This window comes from Streptomyces sp. PA03-6a (assembly GCF_033792765.1).
Lineage (GTDB): Bacteria > Actinomycetota > Actinomycetes > Streptomycetales > Streptomycetaceae > Actinacidiphila.
The window spans coordinates 1-23,791 of record NZ_JARAVK010000144.1; the positions used below are offsets into that span (position 1 = coordinate 1).

16 protein-coding genes are annotated in these 23,791 nt (G+C 73.5%); 9 read left to right on the forward strand and 7 right to left on the reverse strand.

Annotation, left to right across the window (positions count from 1 at the left end; genetic code table 11):
• Positions 1 to 100: 100 nt before the first annotated feature.
• A complete protein-coding gene (locus PV350_RS29150; RefSeq protein WP_500336886.1) occupies positions 101 to 1,474 on the reverse strand; it encodes a hypothetical protein in 1,374 nt (457 codons plus the stop codon).
• Positions 1,475 to 1,672: 198 nt separating this feature from the next.
• On the opposite strand from PV350_RS29150, the gene PV350_RS29155 reads away from it, so the two are divergent.
• Positions 1,673 to 3,751, forward strand: coding sequence for a SpoIIE family protein phosphatase (locus PV350_RS29155; RefSeq protein ID WP_499515689.1), 2,079 nt, complete (start codon positions 1,673 to 1,675; stop codon positions 3,749 to 3,751).
• 151 nt (positions 3,752 to 3,902) lie between these two features.
• A complete protein-coding gene (locus PV350_RS29160; protein ID WP_499515688.1) occupies positions 3,903 to 6,344 on the forward strand; it encodes a SpoIIE family protein phosphatase in 2,442 nt (813 codons plus the stop codon).
• 276 nt (positions 6,345 to 6,620) lie between these two features.
• On the opposite strand, the gene PV350_RS29165 is transcribed toward PV350_RS29160, so the two are convergent.
• A complete protein-coding gene (locus PV350_RS29165; RefSeq protein ID WP_499515687.1) occupies positions 6,621 to 7,118 on the reverse strand; it encodes a hypothetical protein in 498 nt (165 codons plus the stop codon).
• A gap of 172 nt (positions 7,119 to 7,290) precedes the next feature.
• Here PV350_RS29165 and PV350_RS29170 point away from each other — a divergent pair, with 172 nt between their 5' ends.
• The gene (locus tag PV350_RS29170) at positions 7,291 to 8,352 is read left to right on the forward strand and encodes an NAD(+)/NADH kinase (protein ID WP_499515686.1); all 1,062 of its coding nucleotides are present in this window, start codon (positions 7,291 to 7,293) and stop codon (positions 8,350 to 8,352) included.
• Here the strand turns inward: PV350_RS29170 and PV350_RS29175 are convergent.
• Entirely contained in the window at positions 8,237 to 9,262 is a 1,026-nt protein-coding gene (locus PV350_RS29175) for a LysR family transcriptional regulator (RefSeq protein WP_499515685.1), read from the reverse strand. The two genes, PV350_RS29170 and PV350_RS29175, sit on opposite strands and share 116 nt — an antisense overlap.
• A gap of 70 nt (positions 9,263 to 9,332) precedes the next feature.
• Between PV350_RS29175 and PV350_RS29180 the strand changes: the two genes are divergently transcribed.
• A complete protein-coding gene (locus PV350_RS29180) occupies positions 9,333 to 10,490 on the forward strand; it encodes a TDT family transporter (RefSeq protein ID WP_499515684.1) in 1,158 nt (385 codons plus the stop codon).
• A 10-nt stretch (positions 10,491 to 10,500) separates the two neighbouring features.
• Here the strand turns inward: PV350_RS29180 and PV350_RS29185 are convergent, their stop codons facing one another.
• Complete coding sequence (locus PV350_RS29185) at positions 10,501 to 11,283, reverse strand: glucosamine-6-phosphate deaminase (protein WP_500336888.1); 783 nt, start codon at positions 11,281 to 11,283, stop codon at positions 10,501 to 10,503.
• Between the two features lie 253 nt (positions 11,284 to 11,536).
• Between PV350_RS29185 and PV350_RS29190 the strand changes: the two genes are divergently transcribed.
• Both PV350_RS29190 and PV350_RS29195 read left to right on the forward strand, forming a co-directional pair.
• Positions 11,537 to 12,595 (forward strand): AI-2E family transporter, encoded by a 1,059-nt coding sequence (locus tag PV350_RS29190; RefSeq protein ID WP_500336900.1) that lies wholly within the window; start codon positions 11,537 to 11,539, stop codon positions 12,593 to 12,595.
• 242 nt (positions 12,596 to 12,837) lie between these two features.
• Positions 12,838 to 17,130, forward strand: a complete 4,293-nt coding sequence (locus PV350_RS29195) for a discoidin domain-containing protein (protein WP_500336890.1) — start codon at positions 12,838 to 12,840, stop codon at positions 17,128 to 17,130.
• Between the two features lie 193 nt (positions 17,131 to 17,323).
• Here PV350_RS29195 and PV350_RS29200 read toward each other — a convergent pair whose 3' ends face one another.
• A complete protein-coding gene (locus tag PV350_RS29200) occupies positions 17,324 to 17,776 on the reverse strand; it encodes a lamin tail domain-containing protein (protein ID WP_499515681.1) in 453 nt (150 codons plus the stop codon).
• A gap of 328 nt (positions 17,777 to 18,104) precedes the next feature.
• Here PV350_RS29200 and PV350_RS29205 point away from each other — a divergent pair, with 328 nt between their 5' ends.
• Positions 18,105 to 18,968: a class I SAM-dependent methyltransferase gene (locus PV350_RS29205; RefSeq protein ID WP_500336892.1), complete on the forward strand. Its 864-nt coding sequence runs from the start codon at positions 18,105 to 18,107 to the stop codon at positions 18,966 to 18,968.
• On the opposite strand, the gene PV350_RS29210 is transcribed toward PV350_RS29205, so the two are convergent.
• Positions 18,931 to 19,521, reverse strand: coding sequence for a TIGR03086 family metal-binding protein (locus tag PV350_RS29210; protein ID WP_499515679.1), 591 nt, complete (start codon positions 19,519 to 19,521; stop codon positions 18,931 to 18,933). The two genes, PV350_RS29205 and PV350_RS29210, sit on opposite strands and share 38 nt — an antisense overlap.
• Positions 19,522 to 19,734: 213 nt before the next feature.
• Here PV350_RS29210 and PV350_RS29215 point away from each other — a divergent pair, with 213 nt between their 5' ends.
• Entirely contained in the window at positions 19,735 to 22,164 is a 2,430-nt protein-coding gene (locus tag PV350_RS29215) for a SpoIIE family protein phosphatase (RefSeq protein WP_500336894.1), read from the forward strand.
• 151 nt (positions 22,165 to 22,315) lie between these two features.
• Positions 22,316 to 22,546, forward strand: a complete 231-nt coding sequence (locus PV350_RS29220; RefSeq protein WP_500336896.1) for a hypothetical protein — start codon at positions 22,316 to 22,318, stop codon at positions 22,544 to 22,546.
• A gap of 26 nt (positions 22,547 to 22,572) precedes the next feature.
• On the opposite strand, the gene PV350_RS29225 is transcribed toward PV350_RS29220, so the two are convergent.
• Positions 22,573 to 23,791 (reverse strand): beta-propeller fold lactonase family protein (locus PV350_RS29225; protein ID WP_500336898.1); only part of this gene is annotated, 1,219 nt, incomplete at its 5' end.

The following is a 23,791-nucleotide window of genomic DNA, read 5'->3' on the forward strand; positions in this document are numbered from 1 at the left end:
GAGCAGCTGAGTCCGGTCGTCGTGTGCGGGTGCGTTGCGCCTGCGGGCAGCCGCGCGCAGCCGCCCGCAGGCGCAACGCACCCGCAAACGACGACCGGACTCAGCTGCTCCCGAACCCCCCGCCGTCACCAAAGCCCCCACCGTCACCAAAACCCCCACCGAAGTCCCCGGGGTCGAAGTCCGCGCCCGAGTAGTCGCCGCCCTGCTGGTCCGGCGCGGCACCGCCGTAGCCCCCGTAGTCGCCGTAGGCGTACGGGCCCGGGCCGCCGAGCGAACTGCCGAGCAGCGTCCCGACGAGGATCCCCGGCAGCATCCCGCCGCCGAAGTAGCCCTGGGCCCAGGGGGCGTAGGCCGGACCCGCCTCCCAGTACGGGCGGGGGCCGCGAGGCGTGCCGACCTGGCGGGCCATGGGATCCAGGCCGTCCGCGAGCCGGGCGGCGTCGGCCGCGCACACCGGAACGGTCCGCTCGGCCCCGCCGCCCTCGGGGGTCCACGGCACGTCCTGGACCGAGGGACCGTGCCGGGGGTCGAAGAAGCACGGCGGGCGGCGCTCGGGCAGCGGCCTGCCCTCGATGCGCGCATCCAGGGTGGCGAGCGCGAAGCGCCCCTCCTCCAGGGCGCTGCTGACCGGCTGCACGTCCTCCGCGGAACGCGCCCGGTCCATCGCGGTCTTCGCGGTGTCGTAGGCGTCCAGGGCGCGCGTGTAGTCCTCGCGCATGGCGTCGTCGGCCGTCGCGCCGCCCGGGTCGAAGCCGATCCGGCTCAGCTCCTCGCCGAAGGCGGTGATGTCCTCGTCCACCACCGGGCGCAGCTCGTCGAGCCCGGCCCTGTCCTGCTCCTCGCGGCGCCGCTTGGCGCGTCGCGACAGCAGGACGGCACCGCCGCCCCCGGCGACGACCAGGACGCCGAGCGCGACGAGGAGCCCGGCGCCGCCGCTGCCCGCGCCGACGCCGACGGAGTCGTCGCTCCAGGACGCCGGGGCGTGGCCGCGCGCCTGCGGCAGTGCCTGGTCCACGAAGCCGGTGACCATCGCCGCGGGGTCGCCGGGGTCGGAGCGCCGTACGGCCCCGGCCAGGTTCTCGACGGCGTTGCGCGGCATCACGGCGGGGTCCGCCCCGGCGTCGAAGCGGTCGCCGAGGGCGACGGCGTACACACCGGTGATGCCGACCTTGGTCCGCAGGTCCTTCAGCACCGTGGCGGCGGGGAACTCCGCGGTGTCGGGGAGGACGGCGACGAAGACCGGCCGGTCGGCCTTCTCGATGCGCCCTGCGAGGGTGTCCGCCTCGCCGGGCGACAGCACGTCCCGCGCCCGGGGATCGACGTACACGGGACCACCGTCGCGCAGGGCCGCCGCGGCCGTGTCGAGCCCGCCCGTGGCGCGCGCCCCGGAGCCCGTCGCGGCGACGAGGCAGAGCACGCCGAGGATCACGGCGAGTACCGGCACGAGGCGGAGGATCCGCCGGACGGTCCCCATGGTTACGACGCTAACCCAGATCGGGCGGGCGCGGCGCTGCGGGAGCCGGCTCCCCGGGGCGGTGCCCCGCTTCTCCGTTAGGCTGTTTTGTCAGGATTGCCCGACAATAAGCGACATTGGCCGGTTTACCCCACAAGGTGACGACCGGCGGTGCTCGACCGGATGAGAACGCCTCGTTCCCGGGGATGGGTCGTCGCGGTGGACATACAGCAGTCGGCGAAGGATGTCGGTCAGCCCCAGACGGCGGTGGGGCAGGCAGGGGTGTTCCGTGACCTGCTCCCCCTCGCGATGTGGCGGATCGACTCCGAGGGGCGCATCTCCCAGTGGTCGCTGGCCGCGCAGGAACTCTTCGGGCACACCGCGCAGGAGGTGCTCGGCCGCAGCGCCACACCCCTGCTGGTCCCCGTGGCGAACTGGGACCTGGCCGACGAGCTGACGCGCAGGGTGCTGTCGGGCGAGGCGGTCGTGGGCACGCTCCCCGTACGCCACCGCGACGGCCACCTGGTGACGATGGAGATGTGGATCTGCCCCACCGCCGACCCGCAGGGGCGCACCGGGCTGATGGGCATCGCCGCCGAGACCTCCGCGGTGCTGCGCATGCGGGACTCGCTGGCGGCGCTGGAGGGCCTGTTCACGCAGTCCCCCATCGGGCTGGCCATGCTCGGGCCGGACCTGCGCTACGTACGGGTCAACGAGGCGCTGGCCCGTATGAACGGGGTCCCCGCCGCCCAGCACATCGGCAGGCGGGTGAGCGAGGTCGTCCCCGGGCTCAACACCATGGCGCTGGAGACCGTGATGCGCCAGGTGCTCGCCCGCGGCGAGCCGGTGGTGGACTTCCGGGGCGTCGGACGCACGGGCGGCGACCCCCTCAACGAGCGGGTGTGGTCGTGCTCCTTCTCCCCGCTCCTCGGCGGCGGCGGCCGCCGCCTGGGCGTGATCGCCACCCTGATCGACATCAGCCGCGAGGAGCGGGCCCAGCTCCAGGCCACCCGCGGACGGCAGCGGCTCGCCCTGCTCGCCGAGGCCGGCACCCGCATCGGCACCACGCTCGACCTGCGGCAGACCGCGGAGGAGGTGGTGCAGGTGCTCGTGCCCCGGGTGGCGGACTCCGCCGACGTGCACCTGCTGGAGGAGGTCCTCGACCCGGACGAGGCCGCCGCCTCCGCCCACGGCATGGTGCGCCGGCTGGCGGTCTCCTTCGCCGATCCGGCGGCGCCCGCCGAGGACCTGGCCGTCGGCATGACGCACCAGGTCCCCCGCGCGTCCGCGTACGAGCAGGTCATGGTGGAGGGACGGCCGATGCGGCTCACCAGGGCCGACATACCCCGGCTGGTGCCCGGCCCGGAGTACGAGCGGCTGCGGGGCTACCTGCGCACCCTCGGCTCCGCCCGCATGGTCCCGCTGGTGGCCCGCGGCACGGTGCTGGGCATCATGATGGTCACCCGCTCCCGCAGGCGCGAGCCCTTCGACGACCAGGACGACCTGCTCATCGACGAACTCGCCGCCCGCGCGGCCCTCGGCATCGACAACGCGCGGATGTACTCCGCCCAGCGCCGCGCCGCCCTCACCCTGCAGCGCAGCCTCGCCAACACCGCGCTGCCCACGGTGCCCGGGCTGGAACTGGCCGGCCGGTACCTGCCCGCGAGCGACCACGAGGTGGGCGGCGACTGGTTCGACGTCATCGCGCTGCCCGGCGACAGGACCGCCCTGGTCATCGGGGACGTCATGGGCCACGGGGTGCACGCGGCGGCCGTCATGGGGCAACTGCGGACGACGGTGCGCACCCTGGCCCGCCACGACATCCCCCCGGCCGAGCTGCTCCGCTCACTGGACGCGGCCGTCGCCGACGTCGGCGAGAACGAGATGGCGACCTGCGTCTACGCCGTCCACGACCCGGCCGACGGCAGCTGTCTGGTCGCCCGCGCCGGGCACCCGCCCCCTGCGGTGGCCGGGATCGGGAACGAGGTCGCCTTCCTGGACGGCCCGAGCGGAACACCCCTCGGCGTGGGCCGCCGGGACTTCCAGACCGAACGGGTGCTCCTGCCGCCGGGCGGTGTGCTGGTCCTCTACACCGACGGCCTGATCGAGGCCCGCGACCGCAACCTCGACCAGGGCATGCGCCAACTCGCCCGCGCCCTGCGCGATCTCGGCGAGCCGCTCTCCCGGGTCTGCGACCGCGTCCTCGCCCGTCTCCTGCCCCACGGCGCGCAGGACGACGTGGCGATCCTGCTGGCCCGGCCGCTCCACCCCGCCACCGGCCATGAGCCTGCGCACTGAGCGGGCGCCGGCGCCCTGCGGGCCACGCGGGACCGGCCGTGCGGGCCGATACTGGAACCACGCCCCCATGGGCGTCCCTCCCGCCCCGGCGGAGAACCACCCCAGGTGACGCAGCTCGCCCGCTTCTCCCGCACGTGCGACGGTGATAGCGATGGACAACCCGGCCAAGACGTTCAGCGAGTCACCGGAGGACCCGTTCTCGGTGCACGCCGCGGCCTCGGTGGTGCTGGACGACCACGCGTCCGTGGTGGGGTGGAGCACCCGCGCCGAGACGCTGCTCGGCCACCGGGCCCAGGACGTCCTGGGCCGGTCGGCTCCCGAACTCCTGCTCCACCCCGGCGACCTGGAGCTGGTCCTGACCGCCACCGCGGCCTGCGTCCGGGCGGGCGGCTGGTTCGGGGTCGTACCCCTGCTGCACCGGGACGGACGGCGGGTGGAGGTCGGCTGCCGGGTCCGCGCCATCGCGCGGGAGGACCGGCGCCGCGAGTGGTACGTGGTCGCGGCGCCCGCCGCCGAGGTCGTCCGGTGGGAGACGGACCGGTGGGTGCTGGAGGGGTTGTTCCGCCGCTCCCCCATCGGGCTCGCGGTCTACGCCCCCGACCTGACCTTCCTGCGGGTGAACCGGGCGATCACCAAGTTCAGCGGGGTCCCCACGGAGAAGCACCAGGGCCTGCGCACGGGGGACTTCCTCTTCGGGCCGGACGCCGACGCCGTGGACCACCAGTTGCGGCGGGTGCTCGAGACGGGCCGGTCCTCGATCTTCTCCGAGCAGCCCTGCCGGCTGCGCCGCGACCCGCAGCGCGAACTGTACGTGTCCGTCTCGGCGTTCCGGATGCAGGACGACAACGGGCACGTCCTCGGGGTGACCCAGACCGTCGAGGACGTCACGGAGCGCTACCGGGCCCGCCGCAGGCTGGCCCTGCTCAGCGAGGCCGGGGCGCGGATCGGCACCACGCTGGACGTCGGCCGCACCGCCCGCGAACTGGCCGAGGTGGCCGTGCCCGGGCTGGCCGACAGCGCCTCCGTCGACCTGCTGGAGGCCGTGCCCCAGGGTGACGAGCCCGCCCAGGACTCGTTCCGTACGGTCTGCCGCGCGGCGGTCCAGTCGGTCTTCCCGGACACCCAGAAGATCATGTACCCGGTGGGACACACCATCCGCATCCCCCCGGGGTCGACGCAGGCGCGGTCGCTGGCCGAGGGCCGCCCGGTCTTCGAGTCGGACATGCGCCGGGCCCTCGCCTGGCTCGACGAGGACCCCGTGCGGGCCAGGGCCGCCCGCGAGGTCGGCGCGCACTCCCTGATGGTGGTGCCGCTGCTCGCCCGCGGGCTCGTGCTCGGACTGATCAGCCTCTGGCGGACCCGCGGCCGCGAGCCCTTCGAGGCCGACGACCTCACCCTCGCCGAGGAGTTCGCCGCCCGCGCGGCCCTGAGCATCGACAACGCCCGCCGCTACACCCAGCAGCACCAGGCGGCCCTCACCCTCCAGCACAGCCTGCTCCCCGGTGACGTGCCCCGGCACCCCGCCGCCGAGGTGGCCCACCGCTACCTGCCCGCCAACACCGCCACCGGGGTCGGGGGCGACTGGTTCGACGTCATCCCGCTCTCCGGGCTCCGCATCGCCCTGGTGGTGGGCGACGTCGTCGGCCGCGGTCTGCACGCGGCGGCCACCATGGGCCGGCTGCGCACCGCCGTGCACACCCTGGCCCACCTGGACCCCACCCCGGACGAGGTGCTGTCGCACCTCGACGACCTCGTGGACCGGCTCGCCTCGGAACAGCGCGAGAGCCACGAGAACGCCCCACCGGTCGTCGGCGCGACCTGCCTCTACGCCGTCTACGACCCGGTCTCCCGGCGCTGCTCGCTCGCCCGGGCCGGCCATCCGCCCCCCGTGGTCGTCACCCCGGAGGGACGGGCGAGCCTGGTCAACATCCCCCCGGGCCCGCCGCTGGGCCTCGGCGGCCTCCCCTTCGAGACCGCCGAGATCGAACTGGCCGAGGGCAGCATCCTGGCGCTCTACACCGACGGCCTGCTGTGCACCCGCTGCCGCGACCTCGACGACAGCCTCGCGATGCTGTGCGGGGCGCTCACGGCGCCGTCCGGCTCCCTGGAGGAGACCTGCAGCGCCGTCGAGGACACCCTCCTCAAGGCACGCCGCTCCACCGAGGCCGCCGACGACGTGGCCCTCCTCGTCGCCCGGACCCGCGTCCTCGCGCCGGAACAGGTCGCCACCTGGGACCTCCCGCCGGACGCCACGGCCGCCGGACGGGCCCGCACGCTGGTGGAGTCCCAGCTCGCCACGTGGGAGCTGGAGGAGGCGGCCTTCGTGACCGAACTGATCGTCAGCGAGCTGGTCACCAACGCGTACCGCTACGCGGGCGGGCCCATCACGCTGCGGCTGATCCGCGACAGCCACCTCATCTGCGAGGTCTCCGACACCAGCAGCACCTCCCCGCACCTGCGCAGGGCGCGGACGACGGACGAGGGCGGGCGCGGGCTCTTCCTGGTCGCGCAGCTCAGCGAACGCTGGGGCGCCCGCTACACGCGCGAGGGCAAGACGATCTGGGCCGAGCAGCCCCTGCAGGCCGCCTTCTGAGCGGGTACGGCAGGCGGGCACCGCACCTGCCCGGCGTCCCCACCGGCGCTGGTCCCGCACGGCGTCTCGGTGGCCGACGACCCGAAGGCGGTGCAGGCCCGGCCGTCGGTCTCCGCCCGTACGACGACGCGCCCAGCGGGGCCGGCTGTGTCCGGCAGCAGACCTCACGCGACCTGCTGCCCCGCTCGGCGGCCGGGTCATGGGCCGCACGGCAGGTGCCGACCGGCGGCGAACAGCAGCGGACGATCGCCCCCGCCGGGCCGCCCCGCGCAGGGCTCAGCGGGGCGGCAGTGCGGTGCCGCAGCGGGAGCAGTACAGGGCGTCGCTCTCGCCGGCCAGGCGGCCGCAGTCCGCGCAGACGCGGTGCAGCAGGCAGGCCGCTTCGCCCGCGTCACGAGCGGGGGCGAGGCCGGCGATGGTGAGGCCGGGGCGGCGGGCGTGCACCGTGAGGTAGGTCAGCCCCACGGCGCCTGCGGACAGCGCGCGGCAGGAGCCGCGGGGCAGCCAGGCGAGGGCGCCGGGCGCCAGGGTCGTCTGGCGTCCGCCGTCGTCGCCCGACAGGTACCCGCCGCCGTCGACGACGTACAGCAGGACGTCCAGCTCGGCCTCGACGTGCGGCCGGACCTCGGTGCCCGCCGGAAGGCGGATGACGTTGGCGTCGAGCTGGCGGCGGTCCGCGCCGAGCCGCCACAGCGCTCCGCGCTGCCCGACGGGCGTACGGCCGATCAGATCCGCCACCTGGGTGAGGACACCCGGCTCGGGCTTGGTCTCCACGTTCGTCCTCCCTGCAGCTGTGGAACAGCGGAACGGTACTCCGCCCAGGGTGCCGCCGCACGGCGGCGGGGCGGCGGGACGGCGGGACGGCGGTGTCCCGACGCGACGCGCGCTCCGGGGAGGCGGACCATGGGGGCATGACACCGGAGCGGACGCCGCCGGGGAGGCCGTGATGCCAGTGGGCCGGATCGGGATGGTCGTGCACGGTGCGCGCGAGGACGCGAGCGAGGCCGCCGCGGCGGTCGACCGCTGGTGCGCGCGGCACGGGGTCCCCGCGGTGGAGATCGACGTGTGGCGCAAGGACCGGCCCCGGCACAGCGGTCAGGAGGAGGCGGCCACGGCCGGCTACCCGGACCTGATCGTGACCCTCGGCGGCGACGGCACCTTCCTGCGCGGCGCGCGGGTGGCCGCCGCGTGCGGGGCGGCCGTGCTGGGCGTGGACCTGGGGCGGGTCGGCTTCCTCACCGAGGTGTGCACCGAGGACGTGGAGCGGGCGCTCGACTGCGTGCACGAGGGCCGGGCGACCGTCGAGGACCGCATGACGCTCACCCTGCGGGCGTCCCGGCCGCTGGAGATCCCCGAGGGCATCGAGTCCCTGCTGCGGTACGGGCGCGGCCCCGCGCTGCCGCCGCCGCGGGTGCGGCCCGGCGACCCCGAGGACGTGGGCTGGGGCGTGCCGATGGCCGTCAACGCCGTCAACGACGTGGTCTTCGAGAAGCTCGCCCGGGACCGGCAGGCCAGTCTCGCGGTGTACCTGGCGGGCCGTCTGTTCGCGTCCTACTCCGCGGACGCGGTCGTCGTGGCCACCCCGACGGGTTCCACCGCGTACAGCTTCGCCGCGGGGGGCCCGGTGGTCTCCCCGCACATGGACGCGATCGTGTTCACCCCCGTCGCGCCGCACATGGCCTTCGACCGGACCCTGGTGGCGGCCCCGGACGAGGTCCTGGGGGTCCGCGTGCTGACCCGCTCCGGCCGGGTCGCGGTCAGCATCGACGGCCAGCTGAGGGGCGTCCTCGATCCGGGTGACTGGGTCGGGGTGTACAAGGCCCGGCACCGGCTGCGGCTGATCCGGCTGGGCCCGACCGACTTCTACGGGCGGGTGCGCGACCGCTTCCGGCTCAGTGACGCCCCGGCCGCGGCCGCCGACGGGGAGGTCCCGCCGCTGTACCGGCCGAAGTCCCCCGTCCCGCCCGACCTGCGGAACCTGCGCTTCCCACCCCTTGACGGGCACTGACCGCGCCCTGCCGGGCGATCCCCGCCAGCTCACGCGCCGGCCCGGTCAGGTCGCACCCGCGGGCGCGCACCACGCGCAGCGTCCGCGTCAGGTCGAGTCCGGCCACGGGGACGGCGACGACGCTGCCGCTCGCGAGTTCCGCGGTGAGGGCGAGGGAGCTGAGGACGGCCGGGGCGAGGCCGTCGGCGACGGCGGTCTTGATGGCGGTGGTGGAGGGGAGTTCGAGGAGCGGATCGGTGAGCGCGAGACCCGTCCCCTCGGCCAGGGCGTGCTCGAGGTAGCGGCGCGTGCCGGAGCCTCGTTCACGGCTGACCAGGGGTGTCGCGGCGAGTTCGGCGGCGCCGATGCCGGACCGGCGGCGCGCCCAGCGGTGGGAGGGGGCGACGACGACGGTCAGCTCGTCGTGCGCGACCGGCTGGGCGACCAGCCCGCGCGGGACGTCCGGGCCCTCGACGAATCCGAGGTGCACCTCGCCGGCCAGGACGGCCGCGGCCACGTCCTCGGAGTTGCCCGCGGTCAGCGCGACCGTGGTGCGCGGGGCGCCCGCCCGCAGGATGAGCAGCCACTGCGGCAGGAGGTACTCGGCCACCGTCATGCTCGCCGCCACCCGCAGACGGCTCTCCGCGGTGCCGCGCAGCGAGGTGACCCCGGCGTCCAGCGAGGCGGCGGCGTCGACGGCGGTGCGCGCCCAGTCAGCGACGAGCGCGCCGTGCTCGGTGAGCCGCGAACCGCGCGGTGACCGTTCCAGCAGCTGCAGACCGAGCCGGCGTTCGAGGTGCCGGAGGCGGGAGCTCGCGGCCGGCTGGCTGACGCCGTGGGCCCGCGCGGCGGCACCGACGCTGCCGAGGCTAGCGACCGACAGCAGCAGGTCGTACGCCGCCAGGTCGCTCACGCGCTCGGGCAGGGGCATAAGCCCAGTCTATGAGCCCATCCGGAAGTGCTCCCTACCGGTCGTGCCCGGCCGGGGCGACGCTACGGACATGCCTTCGACGCTCGCTCTTCCCTCCCGGCCCGGCGCCCACCCGCGCACCGGGCTGCTGCGGGAGCTGGACCACCCCTCCCAGCTCTTCCGCGACCTCGGCCCCAACTGGTTCGCCTCGGTGATGGGCACCGGCATCGTCGCCACGGCGGCGGCCGGGCTCCCGGCGCACGTACCGGGGCTGCGGACGGCCGCCACGGTCGTGTGGGCGCTGGCGGCCGCCTGGCTGGTGGCGCTCTCCGCGGGCTGGGCGGTGCACTGGACCCGGTACCGCGACCGCGCGCGGGCGCACGCCGGCCACCCGGTGATGGCGCACTTCTGGGGTGCTCCGGCGATGGCGCTGCTGACCGTGGGCGCGGGCACGCTGGCGCTGGGCTCGGACTGGATCGGGCCGCACGCGGCCCTGGCGGTGGACACGGTGCTCTGGTCGGCGGGCACCCTGCTGGGCCTGGTGACCTGGGTGTGGATCCCGTACCGCGCGATGACCGAGCACCGCGTGGGCGACGACTCGGCGTTCGGCGGCTGGCTGATGCCCGTCGTCCCGCCGATGGTGTCCGCCGCCACCGGGGCCGCCCTCGTCCCGCACCTCCCCGCCGGGCAGGCACGGCTGACGCTGCTGCTGGCGTGCTACGCGATGTTCGGGATGAGCCTGATCGCGAGCCTGGTGATCATCCCGCAGATCTGGGGCCGGCTGGTGCGCCACAAGACGGGCCCGGCGGCCATGGTGCCGACCCTGTGGATCGTGCTCGGCCCGCTGGGGCAGTCCGTCACGGCGGCCAATCTCCTGGGGCACGCGGCGCCCACGGCCCTGCCCCGCCCCTACGCCACCGGGGCCGAGGTCTTCGGCTACCTCTACGGCGTGCCCACCTGGGGGTTCGCCATGATGTGGCTGGCCCTGGCGGCGGCGCTCACCGTGCGCACCGCGCGGCGCGGACTGCCGTTCACCCTGACCTGGTGGAGCTTCACCTTCCCGCTGGGCACGTGCGTGACCGGGACGAGCGCGCTGGCGCTGCGGCTGCACTCGACGGCCTTCCAGGGGGCGGCGCTGGTCCTGTACGCGGGCCTGGTGGCGGCGTGGGCGCTCGTCGCGGTGCGGACCGTCCGCGCCGGGGCGCGCGGCACGCTGTTCCTGCCGCCCGCCCCGGCGCCCCGCGCCTGAACGAAGGGGATCACAGACCCTGCCAGGACGGCTTCGCCGCGTAGGTGGCCCGGAAGTAGCCGGCCAGCTTCAGCTTGGACGCGGCCGCCTCGTCGACGACGACGGTGGCGTGCGCGTGCAACTGGAGCGCGGAGGCGGGGACGACCGCCGCCAGCGGGCCCTCGACGGCGAGGGCGACCGCCTCGGCCTTCGCTTCGCCGGTGGCCAGCAGCACGAGGTGCCGGGCTTCCAGGATGGTGCCGATGCCCTGGGTGATGACGTGGTGCGGCACGTCCTCGGGGCGGTCGAAGAAGCGCGCGTTGTCCTTGCGGGTCTGCTCGGTCAGCGTCTTGATCCGGGTCCGGGAGGCCAGCGAGGAGCACGGCTCGTTGAAGCCGATGTGGCCGTCGGTGCCGACGCCGAGCAGCTGCAGGTCCACCCCGCCGGCCGCCGCCAGCGTGCGCTCGTACGCCGCGCACGCCTCGACGATGTCCTCGGCGGTGCCGTCGGGTCCCATGAACGACTCCTGGGCGAGGCCGAGGGGCTCGACGACCTCGCGCAGCACCACGGAGCGGTAGGACTCCGGGTGCCCGGCGGGCAGTCCGACGTACTCGTCCAGCTGGCAGATCCGGGCGCGCGAGACGTCGGCGCGGCCCTCGCCGGCCAGGCCGGCGAGCGCCCGGTAGACCGGGAGCGGGGTCGAACCGGTGGCGACGCCGAGCAGCGCGTCGGGCTTGCGGCGCAGCAGGTCCGCGATGGCACCCGCGATGAGTTCGCCGCCTGCGGTGGCGTCCGGAACGATGACGACTTCCACTTCGGGACCGCCGATCTGGTGAGGGAGACCGCTAACTGGTTTAGACCAATTTAGCAGTCAGGCACCCCGGAGATCCACCGCCGGCCCGGGGGTGCCTTCGGGCGAATGCGGCGCGCGCCGCGTTGGCCGGGACCCCGCCGGTGGTAGCAAGCAGGGACAGGCGCGCAGGACGCGGGCGCACGGCGGGCTCGACGGGGAGGTGCGGACGGTGTCCCGAGGACGGCGGATCCGGATCCGCGTGGGGCGCCGGGAGGTGCGCGGGCCCGCCAGGCGGCCCGGCGTCCGGGTGTTCCCCGCGCTGAACACGGCCGCCGCCTACTCCTGGCGGCTGCTCGTCGTGGGGGCGGTCGTCTACGCCGTGTTCGCCACCCTGGGACGGTTCCACGAGATCGCGGTGGCCGTCTTCCTCGGGCTGGTCGGCACCGCGATGCTGCGACCGCTGGCCGATCTGCTCGCCCGCGTGATCCCGCGTTCGCTGGCCGTCGCCGTCTCGCTGATCGGCAGCATCCTGGTCGTGTTCGGCATCCTGGCCATGGTCGGCGAGGTGGTCGCCGGCGAGACGGCCGGGCTGCAGCGCGAGTTCGGCGCGGGGCTGGCGCGGATCGAGCGCTGGCTGCAAGCCCCGCCGTTCCGGCTCGACCCCAAGGCGCTCGACGACCTCCAGTCGAAGATCGGGCAGTGGCTGTCCACCCACCGGTCGGCCCTGATCAGCACCGCACTGAGCGGCGCCGGGCGCCTGGTGGAGGTGCTGACGGTCTTCGCGCTGGCGCTGTTCTGCTCGGTGTTCTTCCTGCACTCGGGCGACCGGCAGTGGTCCTGGTTCTGCGGGCAGCTGCCGCGGACGGTGCGCGGCCGGGTGTCCGCGGCCGGCCGTGCGGCATGGCGCACGTTCACCGGCTACACGCACGGGATCGTGCTGGTGGCGGCGACCAACGCGATCCTGGTGGGGGTCGCCCTGTTCCTGCTGGGGGTGCCGCTCGCGCTGCCGCTGGCGCTGCTGGAGTTCTTCGCCGCCTTCGTGCCGCTGATCGGCTCCCCCATCGCCCTGGCGGTCGCCGCCGTGGTGGCGCTGGCCGCGAACGGACCCGTCGTGGCGGCGGTCGTCGTCTGCCTGATCGTCGTCATCGGCCAGATCGAGGGCCATGTGCTGCATCCGATCGTGATGAGCTGGGCGGTGCGCCTGCATCCGGTGGTGGTCGCGCTCACCGTCATCGGCGGCGCCATCGCCGCCGGGGTCATCGGCGCGGTGGTGGCGGTCCCGCTCGTCTCCGTCCTCTGGTCGATGTACCAGGCACTGCGCACCACGGAGTAGGACGCGCAAGTTTTTGCGGTGCTTCCGCAACGCCGTGTCGGCTGCACGACACTCCAGCGCAAGCCCATGCCAGGTGAGATGAAAGCCCGGTCGAGGGCATAGACGCCCGGAAACACCTCTGCAACTATCGGCTCGGGCCGCGCAATTACCAAAGCAATCAATGCAATTTTCTCCGCGTGGCAGCCGCACCGCATGTGACATGTCATGGCACCAACAACTCTGACGAGAGGCACAGGGACGACATGCCAAGGAAACGGTTCATCCAGCGGCTGCTGGCGGGGGTGATCGCGGCGGGCCTGGTGCTGCTCGGCCAGTCGGCGCTGCCCGCCGCGGCCGCCGGCGGCCCCAACCTCGCCGCGGGGGCGCCGGCCACCGCGAGCAGTTCCCACGCCGAGTACGGGGTCGCCAACGTCACCGACGGCAACCAGAACACCTACTGGCAGAGCGCGGGCAGTTCCTTCCCGCAGTGGGTCCAGGTCGACCTGGGCAGCAGCACCAGCATCGACCAGGTCGTCGTCAAACTCCCCGCCGCCTGGGAGGCCAGGACCGAGACCTTCGCGGTCCAGGGCAGCCCCGACGGCTCCACCTTCTCCACGCTGTCCGGCTCGGCCGGGCGGAACTTCGGCCCCGGTTCCGGCAACACGGTAACCATCGACTTCTCGGCCACCACCACCCGGTTCGTACGGCTGAACATCACCGCCAACACCGGCTGGCCCGCCGCCCAGGTCTCCGAGCTCGAGGTGCACGGCTCCGCCGTCTCCACCGACAACCTCGCCCAGGGCCGCACCCTGACCGCGAGCAGCGGCAACGCGCCCTACGTCGCCGCCAACGCCAACGACGGCAACCAGACCACCTACTGGGAGAGCTCCAACAACGCCTTCCCGCAGTGGCTCCAGGCCGACCTCGGGTCCTCCGTCGCGGTCACCAAGGTGGTGCTGAAGCTGCCGCCCTCGTGGGAGGCACGGACGCAGACGCTGTCCCTGCGCGGCAGCACCAACGGCTCGTCCTTCAGCGACCTGGTGGCGTCCCGCGACTACACCTTCAACCCGGGCGACAACAACACCGTCACGATCAGCCTGAGCAGCACGACCACCCGCTACCTGCGCGTCAACGTCACGGGCAACACCGGCTGGGCCGCCGCGCAGCTGTCGGAGCTGGAGGTCTACGGCCCCGCCACCGGTGACACCACCGCGCCGAGCGCGCCCACCGGCCTGGCCTACACCGAGCCCGGCTCCGGCCAGATCCGGCTGACCTGGAACGCCGCCGGTGACAACGTCGGCGTCACCGGCTACGACGTCTACGCCAACGGCGAGCTGCGCACCAGCGTCTCCGGCAGCACGCTCACCTTCACCGACAACCAGCCCGACAGCGCCACCGTCAGCTACTTCGTGCGCGCCAAGGACGCGGCCGGCAACGTCTCCGGCAACAGCAACACCGTCACCCGGACGGGCTCCGGCGGCGACACGCAGGCGCCCAGCCAGCCCGGCAACCTCACCCTCACCCAGCCCGGCTCCGGCCAGATCAAGCTGACCTGGACCGCCTCCACCGACAACGTCGGCGTCACCGGCTACGAGGTGTACGCCAACGAGGTCCTGCGCACCACGGTGTCGGGCACCATGCTCACGTACACCGACAGCCAGCCCGACACCGCGACCGTCTCCTACTACGTGAAGGCCAAGGACGCGGCGGGCAACCGCAGCGTCGCCAGCGCCACCGTCACCCGCAACGGCTCGGGCGGCACCGGCTCCAACATGGCCGTGGGCAAGCCGATCACGGCATCGTCCAGCACCCAGAACTTCGTCGCGGCCAACGCCAACGACAACAGCGTCACCACCTACTGGGAGGGCGCCGGCGGCAGCTACCCGAACACGCTGACCGTCTCCCTCGGGGCGAACGCCGACGTCACCTCGCTGGTGCTCAAGCTCAACCCCGACGGCGCCTGGGGCACCCGCACCCAGACCGTCCAGGTGCTCGGCCGGGAGCAGGGCGCGAGCGGCTTCACCAGCCTCAAGGCGGCCGCCGACTACACCTTCAACCCGTCCTCCGGGAACACGGTGACCATCCCGGTCAGCGCCCGGGTCGCCGACGTACGGCTGCAGTTCACCGCCAACAGCGGTGCGGCCGCGGGCCAGGTGGCGGAGTTCCAGGTGATCGGCACCCCGGCGCCGAACCCGGACCTGACCGTCACCGGCATGTCCGTCTCCCCCGGCGCACCGGTCGAGACCGACTCGGTGAGCCTGTCCGCGACCGTGCGCAACATCGGCGAGCTCGCCTCGGGCGCCACGAACGTCACCTTCTACCTGGGCACCACCAAGGTCGGCACCGCCGCGGTCGGCGCGCTGGCCGCGGGCGCCTCGACCACGGTGACGGCGAACATCGGCGTACGGGACGCGGGCAGCTACCCGCTGAGCGCCAAGGTCGACGAGTCCGGGGACGTCATCGAGCAGAACGACACCAACAACACCTACAACAGCCCGACCCCGCTGGTCGTCAGGCCGGTCGACAGCTCCGACCTGATCGCCTCCCCCACCGGCTGGTCCCCCGGCAACCCGGCCAAGGGCAACACCGTCACCTTCTCGGTGGCGATCAAGAACCAGGGCACGGTCGCCTCGGCGGGCGGCTCCCACGGCATCACCCTCACGGTCACCGACACCACCTCCGGCTCCGTCGTCAAGACGCTGACCGGCTCCTACAGCGGCGCCATCGCGGCGGGCGCCACCACGAGCCCCGTCCCGCTGGGCACCTGGACCGCCGCCAACGGCAAGTACACCGTCAAGACCGTCATCGCGCCCGACGCGAACGAACTGACGGTCAAGCAGCAGAACAACACCAGCACCCAGTCGCTCTTCGTCGGTCGCGGCGCCAACATGCCGTACGACATGTACGAGGCGGAGGACGGGGTCCTCGGCGGGAGCGCCGCCGTGGTCGGCCCCAACCGCACCGTCGGCGACCTGGCCGGTGAGGCGTCCGGCCGCAAGGCCGTCACGCTGAACAGCACCGGCAGCTCGGTGGAGTTCACCACCAGGGCCAGCACCAACACCCTGGTCGTCCGCTACTCCATCCCCGACGCCGCGGGCGGCGGCGGGATCAACTCGACCCTGAACGTCTACGTCAACGGCAGCTTCCTCAAGGCCATCGACCTCACCTCCAAGTACGCGTGGCTGTACGGCAGCGAGACCGCCCCCGGCAACAACCCCGGTGACGGCAATCCCCGCCACATCTACGACGAGGCCAACCTGATGCTCGGCACGACCGTGCAGGCCGGGGCGAAGATCAAGCTGCAGAAGGACGCCGCCAACGGCAGCCAGTACGCGATCGACTTCGTCAACACCGAGCAGGTCGCGCCGATCGCCAACCCCGACCCCGCGGCCTACACCGCGCCGACCGGGTTCACCCACCAGGACGTGCAGAACGCCCTGGACAAGGCCCGGATGGACACCACGGGCACCCTGAAGGGCGTCTACCTGCCGCCGGGCGACTACGAGACGGGCAGCAAGTTCCAGGTCTACGGCAAGACCGTCAAGATCATCGGTGCGGGCCCCTGGTACACCCGCTTCCACACGCCGACGAGCCAGTCCAACACCGACGCGGGCTTCCGCGCCGACTCCACCGCCAACGGCTCGTCCTTCTCGGGCTTCTCCTTCTTCGGCAACTACACCTCGCGCATCGACGGCCCCGGCAAGGTCTTCGACTTCGCAGGCGTCGCCAACATGACCATCGACAACGTCTGGAACGAGCACACGGTCTGCCTCTACTGGGGCGCCAACACCGACAACATCACCATCACGAACTCCCGGATCCGCGACACCTTCGCCGACGGCGTCAACATGACCAACGGCAGCACGGACAACCACCTCGACAACATCGAGGCCCGTGCCACGGGTGACGACAGCTTCGCCCTCTTCTCGGCGATCGACGCCGGCGGGGCGGACGAGAAGAACAACCTCTACGAGAACCTGACGTCCCTGCTGACCTGGCGCGCCGCGGGCATCGCCGTCTACGGCGGCTACGCCAACACCTTCCGCAACATCCTCGTCGCGGACACGCTGGTCTACTCGGGCGTCACGATCAGCTCCCTGGACTTCGGCTACCCGATGAACGGCTTCGGGACCGACCCGACCAACCTCCAGAACATCTCCATCGTCCGCTGCGGCGGGCACTTCTGGGGCAGCCAGACCTTCCCGGGCATCTGGCTCTTCTCCGCCTCGAAGGTCTTCCAGGGCATCCGCGTCAGCGACGTGGACATCGTGGACCCGACCTACAGCGGGATCATGTTCCAGACGAACTACGTGGGCGGTCAGCCGCAGAACCCGATCAAGGACACGGTCCTCACCAACGTGTCCATCACCGGCGCCCACCGCAGTGGTGACGCCTACGACGCCAAGTCGGGCTTCGGCCTGTGGGCGAACGAGATGCCAGAGGCGGGACAGGGTCCCGCGGTCGGCTCCGTCACCTTCAACAACCTCACGATGAGCGACAACTACCAGAACATCAAGAACACGACGTCCACGTTCACCATCAACACCAATCCGTAGCGGAGGAGCGCGCGAGCGCCGTGGTCCCGGCCGGTTCTCCGGCCGGGACCACGGCGCTCCGTCGTCGCCGCCGCCCTCGCGCAACACGGCGGCGTGCCGCGGCGGGATTCCGCCGCGGCACGCCGTGAAGGGGTGACGGGGTGGGCCGTGCCGGCCACGGGGATGCGGCGGCACGGCCCGGATCGGGTGCCGGTCAGCGGCGGCCGCCCCAGGACTTGACGTCCACGACCTGGCGGTGGTCGTTGCGCAGGGTGGCGACGTCGCGGCGGTCCCAGACGGAGTTGCGGCGGTCCTGGAAGACGTCGCGCCGGCCGTCGCGGCCGAAGCCGGTGTGGACGCGCACCTTCGAGTGCCCGGCGAGCCACACGTTGTTGAAGCGGTAGCGGTTGCCGTCCCGGTCCGACAGGCTCCAGCCGCGCAGGTTGACCGAGCCGCGGCCCGTGTTCACCACTTCGATCCATTCGTCACCGCCGCGGCCGCCGCGGCCGTGGCCGTGGCCGTCACGGGTGTTGACGTCACCGATGACCACCCGGGACCGGCCGTGGTCGCGGCTCTCCGCAGCGCCGGCCGGCAGGGCGGCGGCGGCCACGACCGCTCCGGAGGCGAGGACGGTGGCGATGACGCGACGGGTGATACGAGCAGACATGATGCCCCCTCAACAAAGGTGCGGTCCCGGTCCTTTCGGGCCGTTCCCGCGGTGCGGATGCTTCGGCGGTTGCCGATGACCCCACTCTGGCCCAGCGGCGACGCGCACAACCGGAACAATCGCTTCGCGTTACAGAATGCGGACATATCCGTAACTGTTAGCTGTAAGCGACATCTGTCAATCTCGACTGAAATATCGACTACCTGCGCGATGCATCCATCCGGCGGGCACCGCTGCCCGGGCCTTTCCGTGTCACCCACACGAGTGCCCTGATCGCCGGGCGGCCCCCGGCAGCCGGAGGAAGGCCTCCGTAACGGAGAATCGCGCCATGACGACACGCGACACGGACCACGGGGGCGGCCCGGGACACGGCCACGGCTACCTGCTGGACAACCGCCGGGCCGAGGCGGGGACACGCTTCGACGCCTTCGCCGAGCTCTTCGACCCGGTGACGTTCCGGCACGTCGACGCCCTCGGCATCGGGGCGGGGATGCGCTGCTGGGAGGTGGGTGCCGGCGGCGCGTCGGTGCCCCTCGGACTGGCCGCGCGGGTCGGCCCCGGCGGCGCCGTGGTCGCCACCGACATCGACGTGTCGTGGACCCGGGACGCCGCGGGCGGCGTGGTCGAGGTGCTCCGGCACGACGTCGCCGCCGACCCCGCGCCGCCGGGCGGGTTCGACCTCGTCCACGCCCGGCTGGTGCTGGTGCACGTCACCGACCGGGCGGAGGCGCTGCGGCGCATGGTCGGCGCGCTCCGCCCGGGCGGCCTGCTGCTGCTGGAGGACGCCGATCCCGGGCTGCAGCCGCTGCTCTGCCCGGACGAGTCCGGACCCGAGCAGCGGCTCGCCAACCGCCTGCGCTCCGGCTTCCGCACGCTGATGGCCGGGCGCGGCGCGGACCTGGCCTACGGGCGGACGCTGCCGCGGCTGCTGCGGGAAGCCGGGCTGGAGGAGGTCGGGGCCGACGCGTACTTCCCGATCACGTCACCGGCGTGTGCGGTCCTGGAGGCGGCGACGGTGCGGCACATCAGGGACGGGCTCGTGGCGGCCGGACTGGCCACCGACGAGGAGGTCGACCGGCATCTGGCGAACGTCGCCACCGGCACGCTCGACCTGGCGACGGCGCCCATGGTCTCCGCCTGGGGTCGCCGACCGCTCAGCGCGGCGGGCTCCAGTCCGGATCGCGGCCGGTGAGTCCGACCAGCCGGTCCAGCGCCGGCGCGGAGTCCGGGACGGGTACCGGCCGGCCGAAGGGCCCCGAGCGGTCGCCGGAGGCCGTCCGGAAGCCGGTGAGCAGGGCGATCGCGGCCTGCACGGCGGACTCGTCGGGGCGGTGGTCGAGCCCCGTCGCGCGGGCCAGGTCCCAGCCGTGGACCAGCAGCTCGTTCAGGGCGAAACGGCCCGCGGCGTCCGCGGGCAGGGTGATTCCACCGGCCCTCGTCTCGCCCTCCCAGGCCCCGGGGTCCCGCCAGGCCGCGGACACCTCCGTCAGCAGGACGGGCAGCAGGTCGCGCCAGGCCGGCGGGAGCTCGGGGACCGCCGCGCCGGGGTCGCCGTCCGTGGTGGGGCCGAAGTCCTTGCGGGCGGCGTCGCGGAATGCGGCACAGAGCCCGGCGATGTGCCCGATGAGGTGCGCCACCGTGTAGTCGGGACACGGCGTGGGCGCGTCGAGGTGCTCGTCGTCGATCCGCTCCAGCAGCGCGCTCACGTCCCGGGCGGCCGGGCGGAGGTCGGGATGATGCGTCATGGGGTTCCCCCGGGGGTCGGTTGTCGTCACCGCTGAGGACCGGTGCGGCGCCGGAAACTCATCGCGGGACGCGAGGACAGCCCTCCTGCGGTCGAGTCCCGGCAGGTCACGGCGGTGAGGCACGCACCGCGTGCCTCAGATCTTGACGGCGGGCAGTATTGGTCTGTGGGAATCCTTGGGTGTGCCAGGGCCGGGTGGGCGTGACGGGTGGACATGCGCGGCACGCTGTTCGCCGACGCCCCTGACGGTTTCCCCCGGTCCAGAGGCGCCGCCTTCGCCGTCGTCGACGCACGGGGCACCGTGACGAACTGGACCCCCGGCGCGGAGCGGCTGCTCGGCTGGACGACCGCCGAGGCCTGCGGGCCGGTGTCCCGGCTGCTGTGGCCACGCCCCGACGGCGCCCGCGTCGCGGGCATCATGAGCGCGGAGCACTCGGTCTTCCTGGGCCCCCTGCTGCTGCGGCACCGGGAGGGCGAGCCGGTCGCGGTGGTGCTGTGGGGACATCCCCTCGCGCCGGACCGCTGGCTGCTGCAGGCGGAGAACGCCGAGGCGGTGCGGCAGGACGACCTGCTCGGCGCGCTGCTGCGCGGCCTGTTCACCGAGTCGCCGTTCATCATCGACGTCTTCGACACGGACCTGCGCTTCCTGGCCCGCAACGACTCCCAGATCCGCGCGACGGGCTTCCCCGAGGACTTCGTCGGGTGCACCATGCGCGAGGTGGCGCCGCCCGGGCTGCTGGACCCGGACGCCTTCGAGGCACGCCAGCGGCTGGTGCTCAGCTCGGGCCGGGCGATGATCGGCAGCGAGGTGCGCGGCCGCGACCCCCGCGACCCGGACCGGGACACGGTCTGGTCGGAGACGATCCTGCCCCTGCGCGGCGCCGACGGTGACGTGGTGGCCCTGGCGCACATGGTCTTCGACCTCACCACGGAGGCCCGGGCGCGGGAACGGCTCGACCTGGTCAACGAGGCCAGCGCGCGGATCGGCAGCACCCTGGACGTGCTGCACACGGCGCAGGAGCTGACGGACGTGGCCGTGCCGCGGTTCGCCGACTTCTCCTACGTCAACCTGGTGGACTCGGTGCTCGGTGGTGAGGAGCCGCTGCCCGGGCCGGTCGCCGACACGGTGCCCCTGCGCCGCGCCGCGGCGACGATGGTCCCCGGCGGCCCGGCGCGCACCGTGGTGGCGCCGGGCGACGTGGACACCTTTGCGTCCCTGCCCGGCGCCCCGGCCGCACGGGCCCTGGCCACCGGCAAGCCCGTCCTGCTCACGGGCGAGGAACTGCTGGTCGAGCTGGAGGCCGCCGATCCCGCCCGGGCGGAGCTGATCCAGGGTTTCGCCGTCCGGTCCTGGCTCCTGGTGCCGATGTTCGCGCGCGGGGCGGCGCTGGGCGTGGTGCTCTTCATCCGCTTCACCCGGGCACACTCGTTCGAGGCGGACGACGTCATGCTCGCGCAGGAGTTCGTCGCGCGCGCCGCGGTCTGCATCGACAACGCGAGCCGCTACACCCGCGAACGGGCCACGGCGCTGGCGCTGCAGCGGAACCTCCTGCCGCAGCGGCTGCCGGCGCTGGCGACCGTGGACGCCGCCTCGCGCCACCTGGCACGGGGCGGCCACGCCGGGCCCGGCGGCATCTGGTTCGACGTCATCCCGCTCTCCGGCGCGCGTACCGCTCTGGTGATCGGCGAGGCGGGCGGGCACGGGCTGCACTCGGCGGTGTCCATGGGCCGGCTGCGGACGGCCGTGCGGACGCTGGCGGACCTGGACATGGCCCCGGAGGAACTGCTCACGCACCTGAGCGACCAGGTCAAGCGGTTCCACGAGGAACAGGGCGGGCCCACCCCCGGGGTCTCCGCCCCGACGTGCCTCTACACGATCTTCGACCCGATCACCATGCGCTCCGCCGTGGCGAGCGCCGGGCACGCGATGCCGGCGCGGGTGAGCCCCGACGGCGAGGTCTCGGTGGCCGGGACCCCGGCGACGCCCGCGCTGGGCACCGGCGGCGTGCCCTTCGAATGCTCGGAGGTGGCCCATGCCGACGGTGACCTCCTCGCCCTGTACACCGAGGGGTTGCTCGCCCCGGCGTCCGGGGACGGGGCGGTGCTCCGGCTCGGCGAGGCGCTGGCCGGGGCCGGTCGCGGGTGCGGGCCCGGCGAGATCGCCGACGAGGCGCTGCGCCGGCTCGTGCCGGGCGGGCATCCCGGGGAGGACGTGGCACTCCTGGTGGCACGGCTGCACCGTCTGCCGCCGGACCGCCACGCCACCTGGGACCTGGCGGGCGCGCCGGAGTCGGTCGGGCGGGCGCGCGGTCTGGTGACCCGGAAGCTGGCCGAGTGGGACCTCGCGGAACTGGAGTTCACCACCGAACTGCTGGTCAGCGAACTCGTCACCAACGCGATCCGCTACGGCTCACCGCCGGTGCGGCTGCGGCTGATCCGCGACCGCCGGCTGATCTGCGAGGTCGGCGACGGCAGCAGCACCTCCCCGCACGTCCGGCGCGCCCTGGAGACGGACGAGGGCGGACGCGGGCTCTACCTGGTCTCGCAGCTCGCCTCCCTGTGGGGCACGCGCTACCACGCCCGCGGCAAGACCATCTGGGCCGAGCAGCCGCTGCCCGCACCGGGCGGGGACGACGGCGGCTGACCGGGACCCGGTCCCGGCAGGGCCCGACACGGCAAATTTCCCGATTCTGCAACATCGGGCCGGTTCGCCGTCGATGGCGTTGACACCGTCACGACCGAACTCCCACCCTGGTGAATACGTGAGCGACATTTCTACCGGAAAGGGACGAATCATGGCGATAGGCAGGGCGAACCGCAGCCGAATCCGGCACCTCGTCGGAGCGTCGTGCGCCGCAGCGCTGCTCGCCGGAACGGTGGGCGTGGCGAGCGCACAGGCGGCGCCTCAGACGACGAAAGCCACGACGGAGGCCTCACGCCTGGCGCCCGGCGAGGACTGCACGAGCTACCACAACGACAGCGACGGCAACCCCGTATGGGAGCCGCCGGGCTGCACCCCGCCATGAGGTGAGCCGGCCCGCCCGCACGTCCGCTAGAACGTGATCACCGACACCGAACCGGAGGTCGCGTCGGCCACGTAGACGCGGCGCTCGTCCGGCGACACCGCCACCCCCTCAGGGCTGGAGCCCACCGCGATCGCGCCGCCCACCGTACGGTTCTCCTCGGTGTCGATCACCGACACCGAACCGGAACCCCCGTCGGCCACGTAGACGTGCCGCCCGTCCAGGGACATCGCCATCCCCGCGGGGCTGGAGCCGACGGCGACGGGATCGCCGACCGTACGCTTCTTCGCCGCGTCGATCACCGACACCGAACCCGATCCCCCGTTGGCCACGTACACCCGGCTCCCATCCGGCGACACCACCACCCCCTCAGGGCGACGGCCGACGAGTACGGGATCACCCACCGTACGGTTCTCGGCGGTGTCGATCACGGACACCGAGGCCGAGGTCCTGTTGCGGCCGAAGCTGGTCACGTAGACCCTGCGCCCGTCGGGAGACACCGCCACCCCCCGCGGGAAGCGGCTGACGGGGATGGGATCGCCGACCGTGCGGTTCTTCGCGGTGTCGATCACCGACACCGAACCGGACGTCCCGTTGGCCACGTAGACCCGGCTCCCGTCCGGCGACACCGCCAGCCCCTCCGGGCTGGAGCCCACGGAGATCGCATCGCCCACCGTGCGGTTGCTCGCTGTGTCGATGACCGAGACCGAGCCCGCGTAGTTGTTGGTCACGTAGACCTTGCGCCCGTCCGGTGAGACCGCCACCCCCTTCGGGAAGCGGCCCACGGGGATGGGGTCGCCCACGGTGCGGTTCAACTCGGTGTCGATCATCGACACCGACCCCGAGCTGTAGTTGGCCACGTAGCCCCGGCCCCCGTCCGGGGACATCGCCACCCCGTGCGGGGAGTCGCCGACCTTGATCGACTGCACGGATGTCGGTGTGGTGTGCCCAGGGCCCGGGGAGGGGGACTGCGCCAGGTAGATGCCGCCGCCCACCAAGGCCAGCGCCACCAGCACCACCGCGGCGACGAGCCCGGCCCGCCGGCGCCGTGGCCGGGGCGGACCGGAGCGCGGCGGGCCCCCGCCGTCCTTCGGCGGCAGCGGGCCCGGGGGCGGGCCGGGCCGTTCGCGTTCCTCCTGCCCGGCCGGCGGCGGGAGTTCGGCCGGCGGCGGGAGTTCGGTCGTCGGGGCGGCCGACGACTGGGGGCGCGGCGGCTTCGGTGCGGGGGACCGCTCGGGCGGTGGGGTC

Excerpts from the sequence above, each read along its gene's own strand:
- PV350_RS29220 (WP_500336896.1), top strand. The coding sequence starts at position 22,316 with ATGGCGATAGGCAGGGCGAACCGCAGCCGAATCCGGCACCTCGTCGGA.
- PV350_RS29195 (WP_500336890.1), top strand. The coding sequence starts at position 12,838 with ATGCCAAGGAAACGGTTCATCCAGCGGCTGCTGGCGGGGGTGATCGCG.
- PV350_RS29210 (WP_499515679.1), bottom strand. The coding sequence starts at position 19,521 with ATGACGCATCATCCCGACCTCCGCCCGGCCGCCCGGGACGTGAGCGCG.
- PV350_RS29175 (WP_499515685.1), bottom strand. The coding sequence starts at position 9,262 with ATGCCCCTGCCCGAGCGCGTGAGCGACCTGGCGGCGTACGACCTGCTG.
- PV350_RS29180 (WP_499515684.1), top strand. The coding sequence starts at position 9,333 with ATGCCTTCGACGCTCGCTCTTCCCTCCCGGCCCGGCGCCCACCCGCGC.
- PV350_RS29200 (WP_499515681.1), bottom strand. The coding sequence starts at position 17,776 with ATGTCTGCTCGTATCACCCGTCGCGTCATCGCCACCGTCCTCGCCTCC.
- PV350_RS29160 (WP_499515688.1), top strand. The coding sequence starts at position 3,903 with ATGGACAACCCGGCCAAGACGTTCAGCGAGTCACCGGAGGACCCGTTC.
- PV350_RS29170 (WP_499515686.1), top strand. The coding sequence starts at position 7,291 with ATGCCAGTGGGCCGGATCGGGATGGTCGTGCACGGTGCGCGCGAGGAC.
- PV350_RS29215 (WP_500336894.1), top strand. The coding sequence starts at position 19,735 with ATGCGCGGCACGCTGTTCGCCGACGCCCCTGACGGTTTCCCCCGGTCC.
- PV350_RS29150 (WP_500336886.1), bottom strand. The coding sequence starts at position 1,474 with ATGGGGACCGTCCGGCGGATCCTCCGCCTCGTGCCGGTACTCGCCGTG.
- PV350_RS29205 (WP_500336892.1), top strand. The coding sequence starts at position 18,105 with ATGACGACACGCGACACGGACCACGGGGGCGGCCCGGGACACGGCCAC.